Origin of the sequence: Rhizobium sp. YTUHZ045 (assembly GCF_051124255.1) — a bacterium.
Lineage (GTDB): Bacteria > Pseudomonadota > Alphaproteobacteria > Rhizobiales > Rhizobiaceae > Rhizobium.
Genome location: NZ_CP101432.1, coordinates 442,489 through 454,690, shown reverse-complemented (window position 1 = coordinate 454,690; position 12,202 = coordinate 442,489). Strand labels below are relative to the sequence as shown.

General features: G+C 61.0%; 12 protein-coding genes. 5 read left to right on the top strand and 7 right to left on the bottom strand.

Translation table 11 applies throughout. The annotated features are described in order from the left end of the window. Positions 1-48: 48 nt before the first annotated feature. Positions 49-1,422: a glutamate--cysteine ligase gene (locus tag NMA58_RS02230; protein WP_430957069.1), complete on the top strand. Its 1,374-nt coding sequence runs from the start codon at positions 49-51 to the stop codon at positions 1,420-1,422. A 151-nt stretch (positions 1,423-1,573) separates the two neighbouring features. Beyond that, entirely contained in the window at positions 1,574-2,437 is an 864-nt protein-coding gene (locus NMA58_RS02225) for a DUF937 domain-containing protein (RefSeq protein WP_221157154.1), read from the top strand. Positions 2,438-2,558: 121 nt separating this feature from the next. Here the strand turns inward: NMA58_RS02225 and NMA58_RS02220 are convergent, their stop codons facing one another. Further along, on the bottom strand, positions 2,559-2,858 hold the full coding sequence (locus NMA58_RS02220; RefSeq protein ID WP_097597819.1) for a DUF1127 domain-containing protein: 300 nt from the start codon (positions 2,856-2,858) through the stop codon (positions 2,559-2,561). A 204-nt stretch (positions 2,859-3,062) separates the two neighbouring features. Between NMA58_RS02220 and NMA58_RS02215 the strand changes: the two genes are divergently transcribed. Next, positions 3,063-4,019, top strand: a complete 957-nt coding sequence (locus tag NMA58_RS02215) for a LysR substrate-binding domain-containing protein (RefSeq protein ID WP_097597820.1) — start codon at positions 3,063-3,065, stop codon at positions 4,017-4,019. A 6-nt stretch (positions 4,020-4,025) separates the two neighbouring features. On the opposite strand, the gene NMA58_RS02210 is transcribed toward NMA58_RS02215, so the two are convergent. From NMA58_RS02210 to NMA58_RS02200, 3 genes are all read right to left on the bottom strand, one after another. Beyond that, on the bottom strand, positions 4,026-4,667 hold the full coding sequence (locus NMA58_RS02210; RefSeq protein WP_434712134.1) for a TetR family transcriptional regulator: 642 nt from the start codon (positions 4,665-4,667) through the stop codon (positions 4,026-4,028). 263 nt (positions 4,668-4,930) lie between these two features. Beyond that, positions 4,931-5,347 carry an MAPEG family protein gene (locus NMA58_RS02205; protein ID WP_183702864.1) on the bottom strand — a complete coding sequence of 139 codons (417 nt, stop codon included), beginning with the start codon at positions 5,345-5,347 and terminating at the stop codon, positions 4,931-4,933. A gap of 105 nt (positions 5,348-5,452) precedes the next feature. Continuing rightward, on the bottom strand, positions 5,453-6,208 hold the full coding sequence (locus NMA58_RS02200; protein WP_183702860.1) for an SDR family oxidoreductase: 756 nt from the start codon (positions 6,206-6,208) through the stop codon (positions 5,453-5,455). Positions 6,209-6,301: 93 nt separating this feature from the next. Here NMA58_RS02200 and NMA58_RS02195 point away from each other — a divergent pair, with 93 nt between their 5' ends. Then, a complete protein-coding gene (locus NMA58_RS02195) occupies positions 6,302-7,219 on the top strand; it encodes a LysR substrate-binding domain-containing protein (RefSeq protein ID WP_434712133.1) in 918 nt (305 codons plus the stop codon). Positions 7,220-7,226: 7 nt separating this feature from the next. Here the strand turns inward: NMA58_RS02195 and NMA58_RS02190 are convergent, their stop codons facing one another. From NMA58_RS02190 to NMA58_RS02180, 3 genes are all read right to left on the bottom strand, one after another. Beyond that, entirely contained in the window at positions 7,227-7,781 is a 555-nt protein-coding gene (locus tag NMA58_RS02190; RefSeq protein WP_434712131.1) for a hypothetical protein, read from the bottom strand. A gap of 2 nt (positions 7,782-7,783) precedes the next feature. Then, positions 7,784-9,268: an IMP dehydrogenase gene (guaB, locus tag NMA58_RS02185; protein WP_085777072.1), complete on the bottom strand. Its 1,485-nt coding sequence runs from the start codon at positions 9,266-9,268 to the stop codon at positions 7,784-7,786. A 275-nt stretch (positions 9,269-9,543) separates the two neighbouring features. Then, positions 9,544-10,536 carry an MBL fold metallo-hydrolase gene (locus NMA58_RS02180; RefSeq protein ID WP_221114024.1) on the bottom strand — a complete coding sequence of 331 codons (993 nt, stop codon included), beginning with the start codon at positions 10,534-10,536 and terminating at the stop codon, positions 9,544-9,546. A 239-nt stretch (positions 10,537-10,775) separates the two neighbouring features. On the opposite strand from NMA58_RS02180, the gene NMA58_RS02175 reads away from it, so the two are divergent. Then, a complete protein-coding gene (locus NMA58_RS02175; RefSeq protein WP_434712130.1) occupies positions 10,776-12,200 on the top strand; it encodes an MFS transporter in 1,425 nt (474 codons plus the stop codon). Positions 12,201-12,202 lie beyond the last annotated feature (2 nt).

The following is a 12,202-nucleotide window of genomic DNA, read 5'->3' as shown; positions in this document are numbered from 1 at the left end:
TCCAACTGCCCGCCCCCCTGGGCGCCTTCTTGAATACAGGTACCCCGCATGGCCCGCGACACTACCGACCAGACGCCGCTCTCTTCGGTTCAGGATCTGACCGATTACATCGCCGCGGGCAACAAGCCGCGGGAGCGCTTCCGGATCGGCACCGAACATGAGAAGTTCGCCTTCTTCCGCGCCGACAACAGCCCGGTTCCCTATTTTGGCGATGAGAGCATTTCTGCCCTGCTCACCGGCCTGCAGAAAAAGAGCGGCTGGGAGCCGATCGTGGACGGCGGCAACATCATCGGCCTTGCCGAACAGAACGGCATGGGCGCGATCTCGATCGAACCCGGCGGCCAGTTCGAACTCTCCGGCGCGCCGCTGGAAACGATCCATCAGACCTGCAAGGAATCGAACCAGCACCTGGCGACGCTGCGCGAGATCGCCGAACCAATGGGCATCCGTTTCCTCGGCATCGGCGGCAGTCCGAAATGGACCTATGCCGAGACTCCGCAGATGCCGAAATCGCGCTACGAGATCATGACCCGCTATATGCCGAAGGTCGGCACCAAGGGTCTCGACATGATGTATCGCACCTGCACGATCCAGGTGAATCTCGATTTCTCCTCGGAAGACGACATGCGCAAGAAGATGCGTGTCTCGATGAAGCTGCAATCGCTGGCGACTGCGCTGTTTGCCTCCTCGCCCTTCACCGAAGGCAAGCCGAACGGTTTGCTTTCCTGGCGTGGCGATATCTGGCGCGATGTCGACAACCGACGCGCCGGCCTGCTCGACTTCACCTTCCGCGACGACTTCGGTTTCCGCGACTACGCCGAATGGGCGCTCGACGTACCGATGTATTTCATCGTCCGCAACGGGCGCTATCACGACTGCACGCACGTCACCTTCCGCCAGTTCATGAACGGCGCCTTGAAGGGCGAGGTCGCCGATCCGGAGCCGACGATGGGCGACTGGACGAACCATCTTTCGACGCTCTTCCCCGACGTGCGGCTGAAGCGTTTTCTCGAAATGCGCGGTGCGGACGGCGGCCCGTGGCGGCGCATCTGTGCACTGCCGGCCTTCTGGGTCGGCCTGCTCTATGAAGATGCAGCCCTCGAGGCAGCCGACCAGCTGACCAAGGATTGGAGCTTTGCCGAGGTCAGCGCCCTGCGCAACGCCGTTCCGGCCGAAGGGCTGCAGGCTGAATTTCACGGGCACTCGCTTCTCGAGACGGCACGCGAGGTGTTGGGCATATCGAGGGCCGGCCTCAAAGCCCGCGGCAAGCTCAACGGCGAAGGGCAGGACGAGAGCATCTTCCTGGCGCCGCTCGACGAAGTGCTCGCCAAGAAGGCGACGCTCGCCGAGGATCTGCTGTCGCTCTATCACGGCCGCTGGCAGCTTTCCGTCGAGCCGGTCTTCGAGGACTACCAGTATTAGGTTTGCCGCACCGGCACTCTCCAGCTCGGATACCTCACTCCGCGCCTTTGCCGGAACGGCTTTAAGTTCTTATGGCAAAAAGCCGTTTGCACATTACCTTTTCCGGATATAGTGGCGTTACACGCGTCACGACTCGGGGAAAGGGACCTCCATGCTGCCACTCTTCGACATGATGATGCAGGCGCAGAACGGCGCAGCGATGGAAGCGGTCGCCCGTCAATTCAACTTGGCTCAGGAGCAGGCAACGAAGGCCATGGCCGCGCTGATGCCGGCCTTTTCCGCCGGCCTGAAGCGCAGCACCAGCAATCCTTACGATTTCGTCGGATTGATGCAGGCCGTCGCCTCCGGCAATTACGCACGTTATTTCGAAGACATGAGCCGGGCTTTCACGCCTGAGGGCATTTCCGACGGCAACAATATCCTCGCCCAGCTCTTTGGCTCCAAAGAGGTTTCGCGGGCGATCGCAGCCCAGGCCGCCCAGATGACCGGGATCGGGCAGGAAATCTACAAACAAATGCTGCCGGTGCTGGCAGATACGCTGATGGGCGGGCTGTTCAAGCAGACGACCGGTCAGATGGCCGCGCCCGTCAATCCCTTCGTCAACACGGCGATGGGCGAGACCATCCAGAAATGGCTGGAAAGCACGGGCTTCGCACCGAAGCCAAAGACTGCTCCTGAAGCCAGCATCTTCGACAATCCGTTCACGCAAGCGATGCAGACGATGTTTTCGGCACCGAAGCCCGAACCGGCGCCTCAACCCAACCCCTTCCTCGACAATCCCTTCGCCAAGGCTTTCCAGGAGATGATGGCCGGCCTCAGCCAGCAGCCGGCGGCCCAAAAGCCGGCAGCGAAGACGCAGGCAGCGCCGAAGGAAGAGCAAAAACTCAATGCCGAGAGCTATGCCGAAATGCTGAACTCCATGTTCGACAGCGGGCTGGAGGTGCAGAAGAGCTATCAGAGGAATCTGGAGGCGATCTTCGAAACCTACCGGCCGAAGCCTTCGTCAGAGACCTAACGCGCGTCGCGTCCAGGCGACATCCGGCACGCATAAAAAGACCCGGCGATGGCTGGGAAAGCCGATCACCGGGTCAAGCGGCAGGGCTATTGGCTATCACCCTGCGGGGAAACTCGCGCTCCTACTCGTCGGAGGAGCGGAAGAACTGCAGGCGCCAACGATTACGCGCCGAGCGCGTCAGATGTTCCGACGGGTCCTCAAAAAAAGTCGAGGCCAGGAACGCCGAGGTCAGGTCGGCCCGGGTGAGGCCGATGTCCCTCAGCTGCGCGTCGTTCAGATCATGCAGCGCGTTGATCTCCATGCGATTGCGGAACACGCGAAAGAGGAAGGTCAACGGCGCAAGGCCTGCCGCCAGACGCTGGTAAAACGTCGGGGTAAGCTTACCGCAGTCGAGTTCTAGTGTCCGGTCTGTCGTGTGCATCGAACTCTCCTTTCTTTCGGGGCACGCAACAACCCACCCCTGCCGCGAGGTCGTGCGGAAGGGAGCAGGCTGGATTCGGCTCGGACAGGCAGGGTGTCTGTCCTTCACTTTGCTTGATTTGCATCTCGAAGATGCCAAAGACCTATTGATCAGTCCAACGAATGTTTCTAATGATTATCATCAGCTATCTTTATAGGTGAACCCATGTCCGCGCCTCTTGATCTCGACCAGTTGCAGACTTTCATCGCCATCGTCGATTCCGGCAGCTTCACCAAGGCCGCCGACAGGGTCTACAAGACCCAATCCGCCGTCTCCATGCAGATGCGCCGTCTCGAAGAGCGCATCGGCAAGCAGCTGTTCATCAAGGACGGCCGCGGTAACCGGCTGACGGTCGAGGGGGAAAAACTGCTCAATTACGCCCGCCGCATCATCCGCCTCAACAATGAGGCGATCGCCGCCTTCGACGACAACAGGCTGGAGGGGACGCTGCGCATCGGTACGCCGGACGATTATGCCGATCGCTATATGCCTGAAATCATCGGCCGCTTTGCCAAGACCCATCCGAACGTCGAGCTCTACATCGTCTGCGAGCCCTCGGTGGATCTCGCCGAGCGCATGCACAAGGGTGAGCTCGACATCGCGCTCGTCACCCACAATCCGCGCGAGCGCATGTCCGATGTGGTGAGAACCGAGCCGCTCTGCTGGGTCGGCTCGGCCAACCATCCGATCCGCGACGACGCGCCGGTGCCGCTTGCCGTCGGCCGCCGCGACTGCCAGTGGCGCCAGCTCGCCTGCTCGGCTCTCGATGCCGTCGGCCGCGAGCACCAGATCCTGTTCACCAGCTGGTCCTGCACCGTCGTCGCCGCGGCGGTGCTGGCCGGCATGGCGGTCTCGGTCATGCCGGAATCGGCGCTGCGGACGGGCATGAAGGTGCTAAGCCAGGCCGACGGTTTCCCGGCGCTGCCGCCGGTGCAGATCGGCATCATGAAGCGACCAGGCGTCTCGCTGTCGCTGATGAACGCGATTACGGCGCATATCACTGCCTGCCTCGACAACATCACGCCGGCTGTCGTCGACGACGGTCTGGACGCGGATGTCAAATCGGCTCAGGCGCGCCTTTACCCGCGGCCGAAGGCCGCCAACATGATGCCGAGCTGGTAGAAAGCCTCAGGCGGCGCTCGACGCGCTCGCGGCGAAAAGGGAAGCGCGGATGACGCGCTTCCACTCGCCGAGCATGCGCCGCGCTATGGTCTCTTCGCTGACAGCGGCAAGCCGGACGACGGCGCCGATCAGGTGGCTGAAAAGGTAAGTGCGCGCGAACATTTCCTCGTCGCAAAGGTCGGGAGCCAACCTGCTTACGGCGTCATGAAAGATGCCGGCGACGCGACCGCTATGCTCGATGTTCAGCAGAAGCAGATCCTGATCAGTTTCGGTTCCCATCCAGACGCCGCGATAGACGGGATCGTCGCGATAAGATTCGTAATACCAGTCGATGGTGGCGCAGACGCGATCGAGGGCCTCGTCGAGTGACTGCACATCGCTGAACATCGCCGCCGTCTTCGCCTGGATCGCCGAAGCGTGCTGGTCGAACAGGGCTTTTACGATCGCCGCCTTCTCGGGAAAATACTGGTAAACCGAGCCGATCGGTACCTTGGCGGCGATCGCGAGTTCCGTCATCCGCATGGCGCTGACGCCCTTTTTGGCGATGATCTTGGCGGCGGCGGCGAGGATAAGATCCAGCCTCTGGATGCTGCGCTCCTGCTTCGGTTGCCTGCGCAAGCCGATGCGATCCATGCTTTCCGCGCCCATGTCGTTCCCATTCTCATTGTTTCGCGGAGGAGCTATCTGCCACCACCGCATCGAGCGGATATGACATTGCAGGCCTTCATCAGCGGTAAATGGAAAAGTTCACATTTTAGCGACTGGCAAAAGCCTGTGAAATCAAGCCCTCGCAGCATATCGCGCTAATTGACGGGGATTGAAAAGACTTCGAAAAGTTGTGTGAGAACAGAGATAAGCGGCGGACCTACCTAGGTACAGGCGCGCGTTCGGTCAGGTGCGATCGACGCAAGTCAGTCCATCGCCATCCACACAGCGAGCCAGACCCACAGGACAGCGAGCACAAGGTAGCCTGCCGCAAAAAGAGGACTGCGATAGCGCATTTCATTGCTGGTGACGTGAACGGCGGCGTGAGCATAACGCAGCGCGACGAAGATCCACGCAAGACTGACGGTGAAGATGTTGTCGGCCTGCGTGATATAAAGGAGAATGCTGCAGGCATAGAAGAGCACCGGCAGTTCGAACTGGTTGGCGAGAGCGTTCTTCACAACGAGGCTTTCGACCGGCTCGCCGCGATTTTCTCGGTAATCCGACCGAGCGACTTTTCCGGCTCGGACCATTTTCTTTCGCCTCAAGCCAAGAAGCGCGTAGAGACCATAGACCAGGGCCACATGGGCGAGGAGTGGCCAGAAGATTTCATAGCCGGTCATGATCGCCACTTCCTTTCCGCTTTCGTATGTCATTGGCAGCATTAGCGGAAAGGATAAGCGGATGCCAGCGGCTCGCCGCCGGCATCCACAAACCCGATATCGTCTTCACACCTGGGCGCTGCCGCCATCGACGAAGAGTTCGGCACCGGTGACGAAGCTGGAATCCTCCGAAGCGAGGAAGAGTGCGGCAGCGGCAACTTCCTCGGCACGGCCGACCCTGCCCATTGGCACCTGCGCCGCCAGGACGTCAAGCAGGCCCTGCTGTTGCACTGGGTCCTTACCTGCCAATTCGACCAGTCCGGTCGTTTCCGTCGGACCAGGGCTAAGCGTGTTGACCCGAATCCCGCGATCCTTTAAGTCGAGGATCCAATTGCGCGCAAAACTGCGCAGAGCGGCTTTCGATGCAGCGTAAACGCTAAAGGCGGGTGTCCCGGTCGAGCCTGCTGTCGATCCCGTCAGGATGATCGATGATCCTGCCGAAAGCAGTGGCAAGGCCTTCTGCACCGTAAAGAGAACTCCCTTCACGTTCCGATCGAACGTGTCGTCATACTGCTCTTCGGTAATTTCGCCGAGGGGCAACATGGAGCCGCCACCCGCGTTGACGAAGAGCACGTCGACTTTCCCAGCTTCTGCCTTCACCCGTTCATAGAGGCGATCGAGGTCGGCTGGATTGGCTGAGTCAGCCTGAATTCCCACAACCCCGCCGCCGATCTCAGCGATTGCCGCATCGAGAACGTCCTTGCGACGGCCCGTGATGAAAACCCGTGCGCCCTCAGCGACGAAGCGCTTGGCCGTTGCAAGGCCAATGCCAGACGTGGCGCCGGTGATAACCGCAATCTTCGCATTCAATCGTTGTGTCATTTGTCGTCTCCTTTGGTTCGACTGAAGCTGAGATATGGACGGGGGCATTCTTTCGGAATAGAAAGAATTGAAAGCTATTGTTTCAGGATTGAAATGAACAAGTTTCCCGATTTCGAGGGTCTGGCGATGTTTGCGAAGGTCGCCGAAGAGCGTTCTTTCCTTCGGGCTGCACAGACGCTCGGCGTGTCAGTGCCGACCGTTTCGCGCGCCGTGAGCCGTCTTGAGCACAGGCTGGGGGCAAGGCTCTTTAACCGCACCTCTCGGCAGCTCGCGTTGACTGAATTCGGCCTGCGACTGGTCGACAGCGCCGCACGAATCTATGCGGAAGCCGAGATGGCAGAGGACACTGCCAGGGAGATTGCCACCCGGCCGAAGGGGCTCATCAGGCTTGCCGCACCGATGGCCTTCGGGACACGCTGGCTGGCGCTGGTCCTGCCTGAGTTTTTCGAGCTCTTTCCGGAGATTTCGATCGACCTGCACATGAGCGATGCCGTCGTCGATATCGTAGGAGACGGCTTTGATGCGGCTCTCAGAATCGCGGTGCTGCCGGATTCGTCATTGGTCGCGCGCAGGCTGACGCCGGTGGATCGCTTCATTCTCGCTGCACCCGCATATCTCGATCGGTACGGCGTGCCGGAACATCCGAGCGAACTAGCGGCTCATCATTGCCTCGGATACTCCTACAGGGCGCGGCAGGATGTCTGGCGCCTGCGCAACAGTGAAGGTAAGGAGGAGGTCATCGTACCAAGTGGCTCTCTCAAGGCCACCAATTCGCAAGCTTTGGTGCCAATGGCGCTACGTGGCCTCGGGATCATCGAGCTACCCGAGTTTCTCGCACATGACTATCTCATAGACGGCCGGCTGAAACCGGTCCTTCCCGGCTGGGCGCTGCCAACAGGCGCACTGTATTTCGTCACACCTTCTGCTCGCAACCGGCCAGCAAAGGTCGAGGTCCTTTCCGATTTCATGATGGCGAGACTGTCAAATCCGGTTTGGCGGCGAAGGAGCTGATGCCGCTTCAGTCCTGGCCTGTCGACAGCCAACGGGCGACGGCAAGCCGGGCGGCGACGATGAAGCAGATCGCGAGGCTTGCGAATTTCAACCGCGTCATCCACGGCAGCACGTGCATTGCAGGACCTGCAGACGCGCCGTTGCCGAAAGCAATCAGGCTGGAAATGTTCTCGCCGTAGTCCGAGATGCCGTAGATGAAAGGCAGCAGATAGATCGCCTTGGCTATGAGCGGATGAAGTGACCGGCCGAACCACGAGCCGACGGGGCCGAGCCTCACGAAGACAAGGAACAGCAGCGCCGTGAGCAATGCCGGAAAAATCAGCTCCGGCCCGAAATACATGGCACTGAGCAATTTGGCCGCCGTCTCGTTTTCATCGAGCAGCTTCTGCATGTGGAAGACGGCCGATTCGTCGTAACCGGCGAAATAGGTGTCGAGTACCGCCTGCCCGGTTTCGTGCTTGAAAGGCACGACGAAGCCGAAGGTCGTCCAGGCGAGCACGGCAAGGCAAAGGGCGGCGAGCAGCGCGACGATCCAGAGCGGAATTGCGCTGCCCGCCTTCATGATCAGAGGCCGGCGCCCGGATAGTTCGGGCTCTCGCGGGTGATCGTCACGTCATGGGCGTGGCTTTCGCGAAGGCCGGCGCCGGAGATGCGCACGAAGGTGGCGCGCTCCTGGAAATCCTTCAGGTCCTTGCCGCCGACATAACCCATGGCGGCCTTGAGACCGCCGGCGAGCTGGTGGACGACGGCCGAGACCGGTCCCTTGTAGGGCACCTGACCCTCGATGCCCTCTGGGACGAGCTTCAGCGTGTCGCGCACCTCAGCCTGGAAATAACGGTCGGCCGAGCCACGGGCCATCGCGCCGACGGAGCCCATGCCGCGATAGGCCTTGAAGGAACGGCCCTGGTAGAGATAGACCTCGCCCGGGCTCTCATCGGTGCCGGCGAGCAGCGAGCCAATCATGACGGCGGAGGCGCCGGCGGCGATCGCCTTGGCAAGGTCTCCGGAGAATTTGATGCCGCCGTCGGCGATAACGGGCACATCCTGATCCTGGGCGGCCTGGACGGCCGACATGATGGCGGCGAGTTGGGGAACGCCGACCCCGGCGACAATGCGCGTCGTGCAGATCGACCCCGGGCCGATACCGACCTTGACGGCGTCCGCGCCGGCATCGATCAGCGCTCGGGTGCCGTCATAGGTGGCGACGTTGCCGGCCATGATGCGCACCGAGTTGGAAAGCTTCTTGACGCGGGTCACGGCGTCGAGAACGCGCTGCGAATGGCCATGGGCGGTATCGACGACCAGGAGGTCGACGCCGGCCTCGATCAGCCGTTCGGCCCGCTCGAAGCCGTCATCGCCGACGCTGATGGCGGCGGCGGCGCGCAGCCGGCCCTGCGCATCCTTGGAGGCGTTCGGGTTCAGCTGCGACTTCTCGATATCCTTGACGGTGATGAGGCCGACGCAGCGGCCTTCGGCGTCGACGACCAGCAGCTTCTCAATGCGATGCGAATGCAGCAGGCGCTTGGCCTCCTGCTGATCGACGCTCTCCTTGACGGTGACCAGATTGTCCTTGGTCATCAGCTCATGGATCTTCTGCTCCGGATCGGAGGCGAAGCGGACGTCGCGGTTGGTGAGGATGCCGACGAGGCGGCCAGACTTCTCGACGACCGGGATGCCGGAGATGCCATGCGATTTCATCAGGGAGAGCGCTTCGGCAAGCTTCGCTTCCGGGCCGATGGTGACGGGGTTGACCACCATGCCGCTTTCGAACTTCTTCACCTGGCGGACCTCTTCGGCCTGCTCGATCGGAGTCAGGTTGCGGTGGATGACGCCGAGGCCGCCGGCCTGGGCCATGGCAATCGCCAGCCGGCTTTCGGTGACGGTATCCATGGCTGAAGAGAGGATCGGGATGTTGAGATCGAAGTCGCGGGCGATGCGGGTGGCGATGTTCGTCTGGCCGGGCATGACCTCGGAGTGCCCCGGCTGCAGCAGCACGTCGTCGAAGGTAAGCGCGTCCGCGCCGGTTGCCGTTTCAATGATGCGTGCCATGGCCAAATTCCTTCGGTTAAGAAAATGCAACCGGCCCCGGAAACGAATCGTCCGCCCCGGCGGTGTGCATGAGTTGCTTGGAAGTTGGCGAGGGCTGGTAACACGTCTATGACAGGAAGGAAATAGCAAAAAGCCCGGTACATCGGCCGGGCTCGTCATGGGTGCCATGCACGGAGAGCAATTCCCAGCTAAATCGCGAAGCAGGTTTGCCGGAAATCGCGCCAAACAAAGGGATCGAGCAGTTCCTCCTTCGGTGAAAGCTGAACCGCCCTGGATCAAATGTCGAACTGATAGGTCTTCGGCACGAAACGATAGCCGCCATCCTGCTTCTCGGCGAAACCGACCGCCGGGAAAGGCATGTGGTAACCGAGGAAGGCGATCTTGTCGGTGGCGATCATGTCGAAAACCTTGCGGCGGCTGGCTGCCGCCTGTGCCTTGTCCATATCGAAGCGCACTTCCCAATCCGGGCGCAGCAGCGACAGAATATAATGGTTGGCCGTATCGCCGGTCAGCACCAGGCGTTTACCCTCGGATTCAACATGGAACACCATGTGGCCCGGGCTGTGACCGGCTGCCAGCATCGCTGTCATGCCGGGCGCAACGCTGTCACCGTCTTTGATGAAGGTGGCTTTTTCGACGAGCGGCGTCACGTTGGCGAGCACGGCTTTGTGGCCGCCTTCGGCGGGCGTACCTTCGCGTGATTTGTTCGACCAAAAGTCATATTCCGCCTGGCCGATGACATAGCGGGCATTCTTGAAGGCAGCTGCGGCATTCTCCGTCAGGCCGCCGATATGATCGCCGTGCAGATGGGTGAGCGCCACGACGGTGACGTCGTCGGCTGAATATCCTGCGGCTTTCAAGCCTTCGGCAAGGCGGCCGGCGCCGCGCACCCGCCCGGCTGCACCGAAGCCGGTATCGACAAGAATGACATCCGAGCCGGTATCGATGAGGGCAGGCGAATATCCGTTGAGAAATTTATCTGCCGGCAGGAAGTTTGCGGTCAGCAGTGCCTTGACCGTTTCGGGGTCCTGATTGGTGCCGAAGGTTTCATGGGGCTTTTCGGAGATGTTGATGCCGTCGCGCACGACGGTAACCTTGTAGGAACCAAGCTTGAATTGATCGATTTCGGGCAAAGGCGCTGCATCCATAGTGCTGCTTTCTCCAGTCACGGCCGCTTCGGCCTTCTCTCTTAAAATCATCGGCGCCGCCAACAGTCCGAGGCTTGCGACAAAAAGCGTGCGCCGCTTTATATGCGTTGAGATTGCCATATCCACTCCCCTTTGATGCGCAGTGTGCCGCCGCGCCGCCCCGACGATGTGTCTGCCCGGATTTTCTGTCCGGAACATCTGCCAATCTTGATAGGGAAGGTTTTCGTGCAAGCCATCTCACGCAGACGTGAACCAAACGTGCGATCGAAGCAGATTGAAGGATTGGCAGACCCTGGAACTGGGTCTACACAGCAAATGCCTTTCCTGCTCCGATCCGCAGCCTATCAAGGCTCCCGCCTATGAACCGCATCGTCCCGCTGATCCTTGCCGTCGCTCTCTTCATGGAGCAGATGGACTCCACCGTGATTTCGACGGCGCTCCCGGCAATCGCCAGGGATCTCAATGTCGGGCCGATCACGCTGAAGCTCGCGCTGACCTCCTACATGGTGGCGCTGGCGGTGTTCATCCCGGTCAGCGGCTGGATGGCCGACAGGTTCGGCGCCAAGAAGATCTTCCGCCTTGCCATCTCGGTCTTCGTCATTGGCTCGATCTTCTGCGCCGTCTCCTCCAATCTTGTCGAATTCGTTTTCGCCCGGTTCCTGCAGGGCATGGGCGGCGCGATGATGACGCCGGTCGGCCGTCTCGTCCTGGTGCGCACCACGCAGCGCAGCGACCTTGTCTCCGCCATGGCGCTGCTCACCATTCCCGCCCTTGTCGGCCCGCTCACCGGCCCGCCGCTCGGCGGCTTCATCACCACCTATTTCAGCTGGCACTGGATCTTCCTGATCAACGTGCCGGTCGGCATCGCCGGTATATGGCTTGCGACGATCTTCCTGCCGGAGGTGGAAGCAATGGCGCCGCCGAAGCTCGATTTCACGGGCTTCGTGCTGACCTCGCTTTCAGCCGCGGGCGTCGTCTTCGGCCTGTCGGTGGTCAGCCTGCCGGCCCTGCCGCCGATCATCGGCATCACCGCGACCTTGGTCGGCCTTGGCTGCGGCGTCCTCTACATCAGCCATGCGAAGCGCCACCCGGCGCCGATCCTCAACCTCAATCTGTTCAAAAATCCGACGTTCCGGGCTTCGACCATGGGCGGCAATCTCTTTCGAATCTGCGTCGGCGCCATGCCGTTCCTGACACCGCTGATGCTGCAGCTCGGCTTCGGGCTGACGCCGTTCCAATCCGGTCTCATCACCTTTGCCGGAGCGATCGGTGCGATCACCACAAAGTTCATGGCCAAGCGCGTTTTCGCCGCCACCGGCTTTCGCACGACATTGGTCGGCGCCGCCATGGTGACGACACTTGTGACCGTCATTACCGGCTTCTTCACGCCGGCAACACCGCACCTCGTCATCATCGGCGTGCTGCTTCTCGGCGGTTTCTCCCGCTCCTTCATGTTCACCGGCGTCAATGCGCTTGCCTTTGCCGATATCGATGATGCCGAAGCCAGCCAGGCGACCTCGATGAGTTCGGTGATGCAGCAGATCAGCCTGGCGCTCGGCGTCGCGGTGGCTGCCGCGATCCTGGAGAGCTCGATCTATATCAGGGGCGAGCCGCTTGATGTGGCCGATTTCCATCTGGCTTTCTACATCATTGCCGGACTGACGGTGATTGCCACCATTCCCTTCATCCGCATGGATCGCAATGCTGGCGCGCTCGTTTCCGGCCACCGCTCGAGACGCGTGGCGGCATCTGCGATCGAGGCCGAGCAGCAAGCAGTGAAATGAGC

Coding starts and splice junctions, on each gene's coding strand:
- NMA58_RS02195 (WP_434712133.1), top strand. CDS start 6,302: ATGAACAAGTTTCCCGATTTCGAGGGTCTGGCGATGTTTGCGAAGGTC.
- NMA58_RS02175 (WP_434712130.1), top strand. CDS start 10,776: ATGAACCGCATCGTCCCGCTGATCCTTGCCGTCGCTCTCTTCATGGAG.
- NMA58_RS02220 (WP_097597819.1), bottom strand. CDS start 2,858: ATGCACACGACAGACCGGACACTAGAACTCGACTGCGGTAAGCTTACC.
- guaB (WP_085777072.1), bottom strand. CDS start 9,268: ATGGCACGCATCATTGAAACGGCAACCGGCGCGGACGCGCTTACCTTC.
- NMA58_RS02225 (WP_221157154.1), top strand. CDS start 1,574: ATGCTGCCACTCTTCGACATGATGATGCAGGCGCAGAACGGCGCAGCG.
- NMA58_RS02190 (WP_434712131.1), bottom strand. CDS start 7,781: ATGAAGGCGGGCAGCGCAATTCCGCTCTGGATCGTCGCGCTGCTCGCC.
- NMA58_RS02205 (WP_183702864.1), bottom strand. CDS start 5,347: ATGACCGGCTATGAAATCTTCTGGCCACTCCTCGCCCATGTGGCCCTG.
- NMA58_RS02210 (WP_434712134.1), bottom strand. CDS start 4,667: ATGGGCGCGGAAAGCATGGATCGCATCGGCTTGCGCAGGCAACCGAAG.
- NMA58_RS02215 (WP_097597820.1), top strand. CDS start 3,063: ATGTCCGCGCCTCTTGATCTCGACCAGTTGCAGACTTTCATCGCCATC.
- NMA58_RS02230 (WP_430957069.1), top strand. CDS start 49: ATGGCCCGCGACACTACCGACCAGACGCCGCTCTCTTCGGTTCAGGAT.
- NMA58_RS02200 (WP_183702860.1), bottom strand. CDS start 6,208: ATGACACAACGATTGAATGCGAAGATTGCGGTTATCACCGGCGCCACG.
- NMA58_RS02180 (WP_221114024.1), bottom strand. CDS start 10,536: ATGGCAATCTCAACGCATATAAAGCGGCGCACGCTTTTTGTCGCAAGC.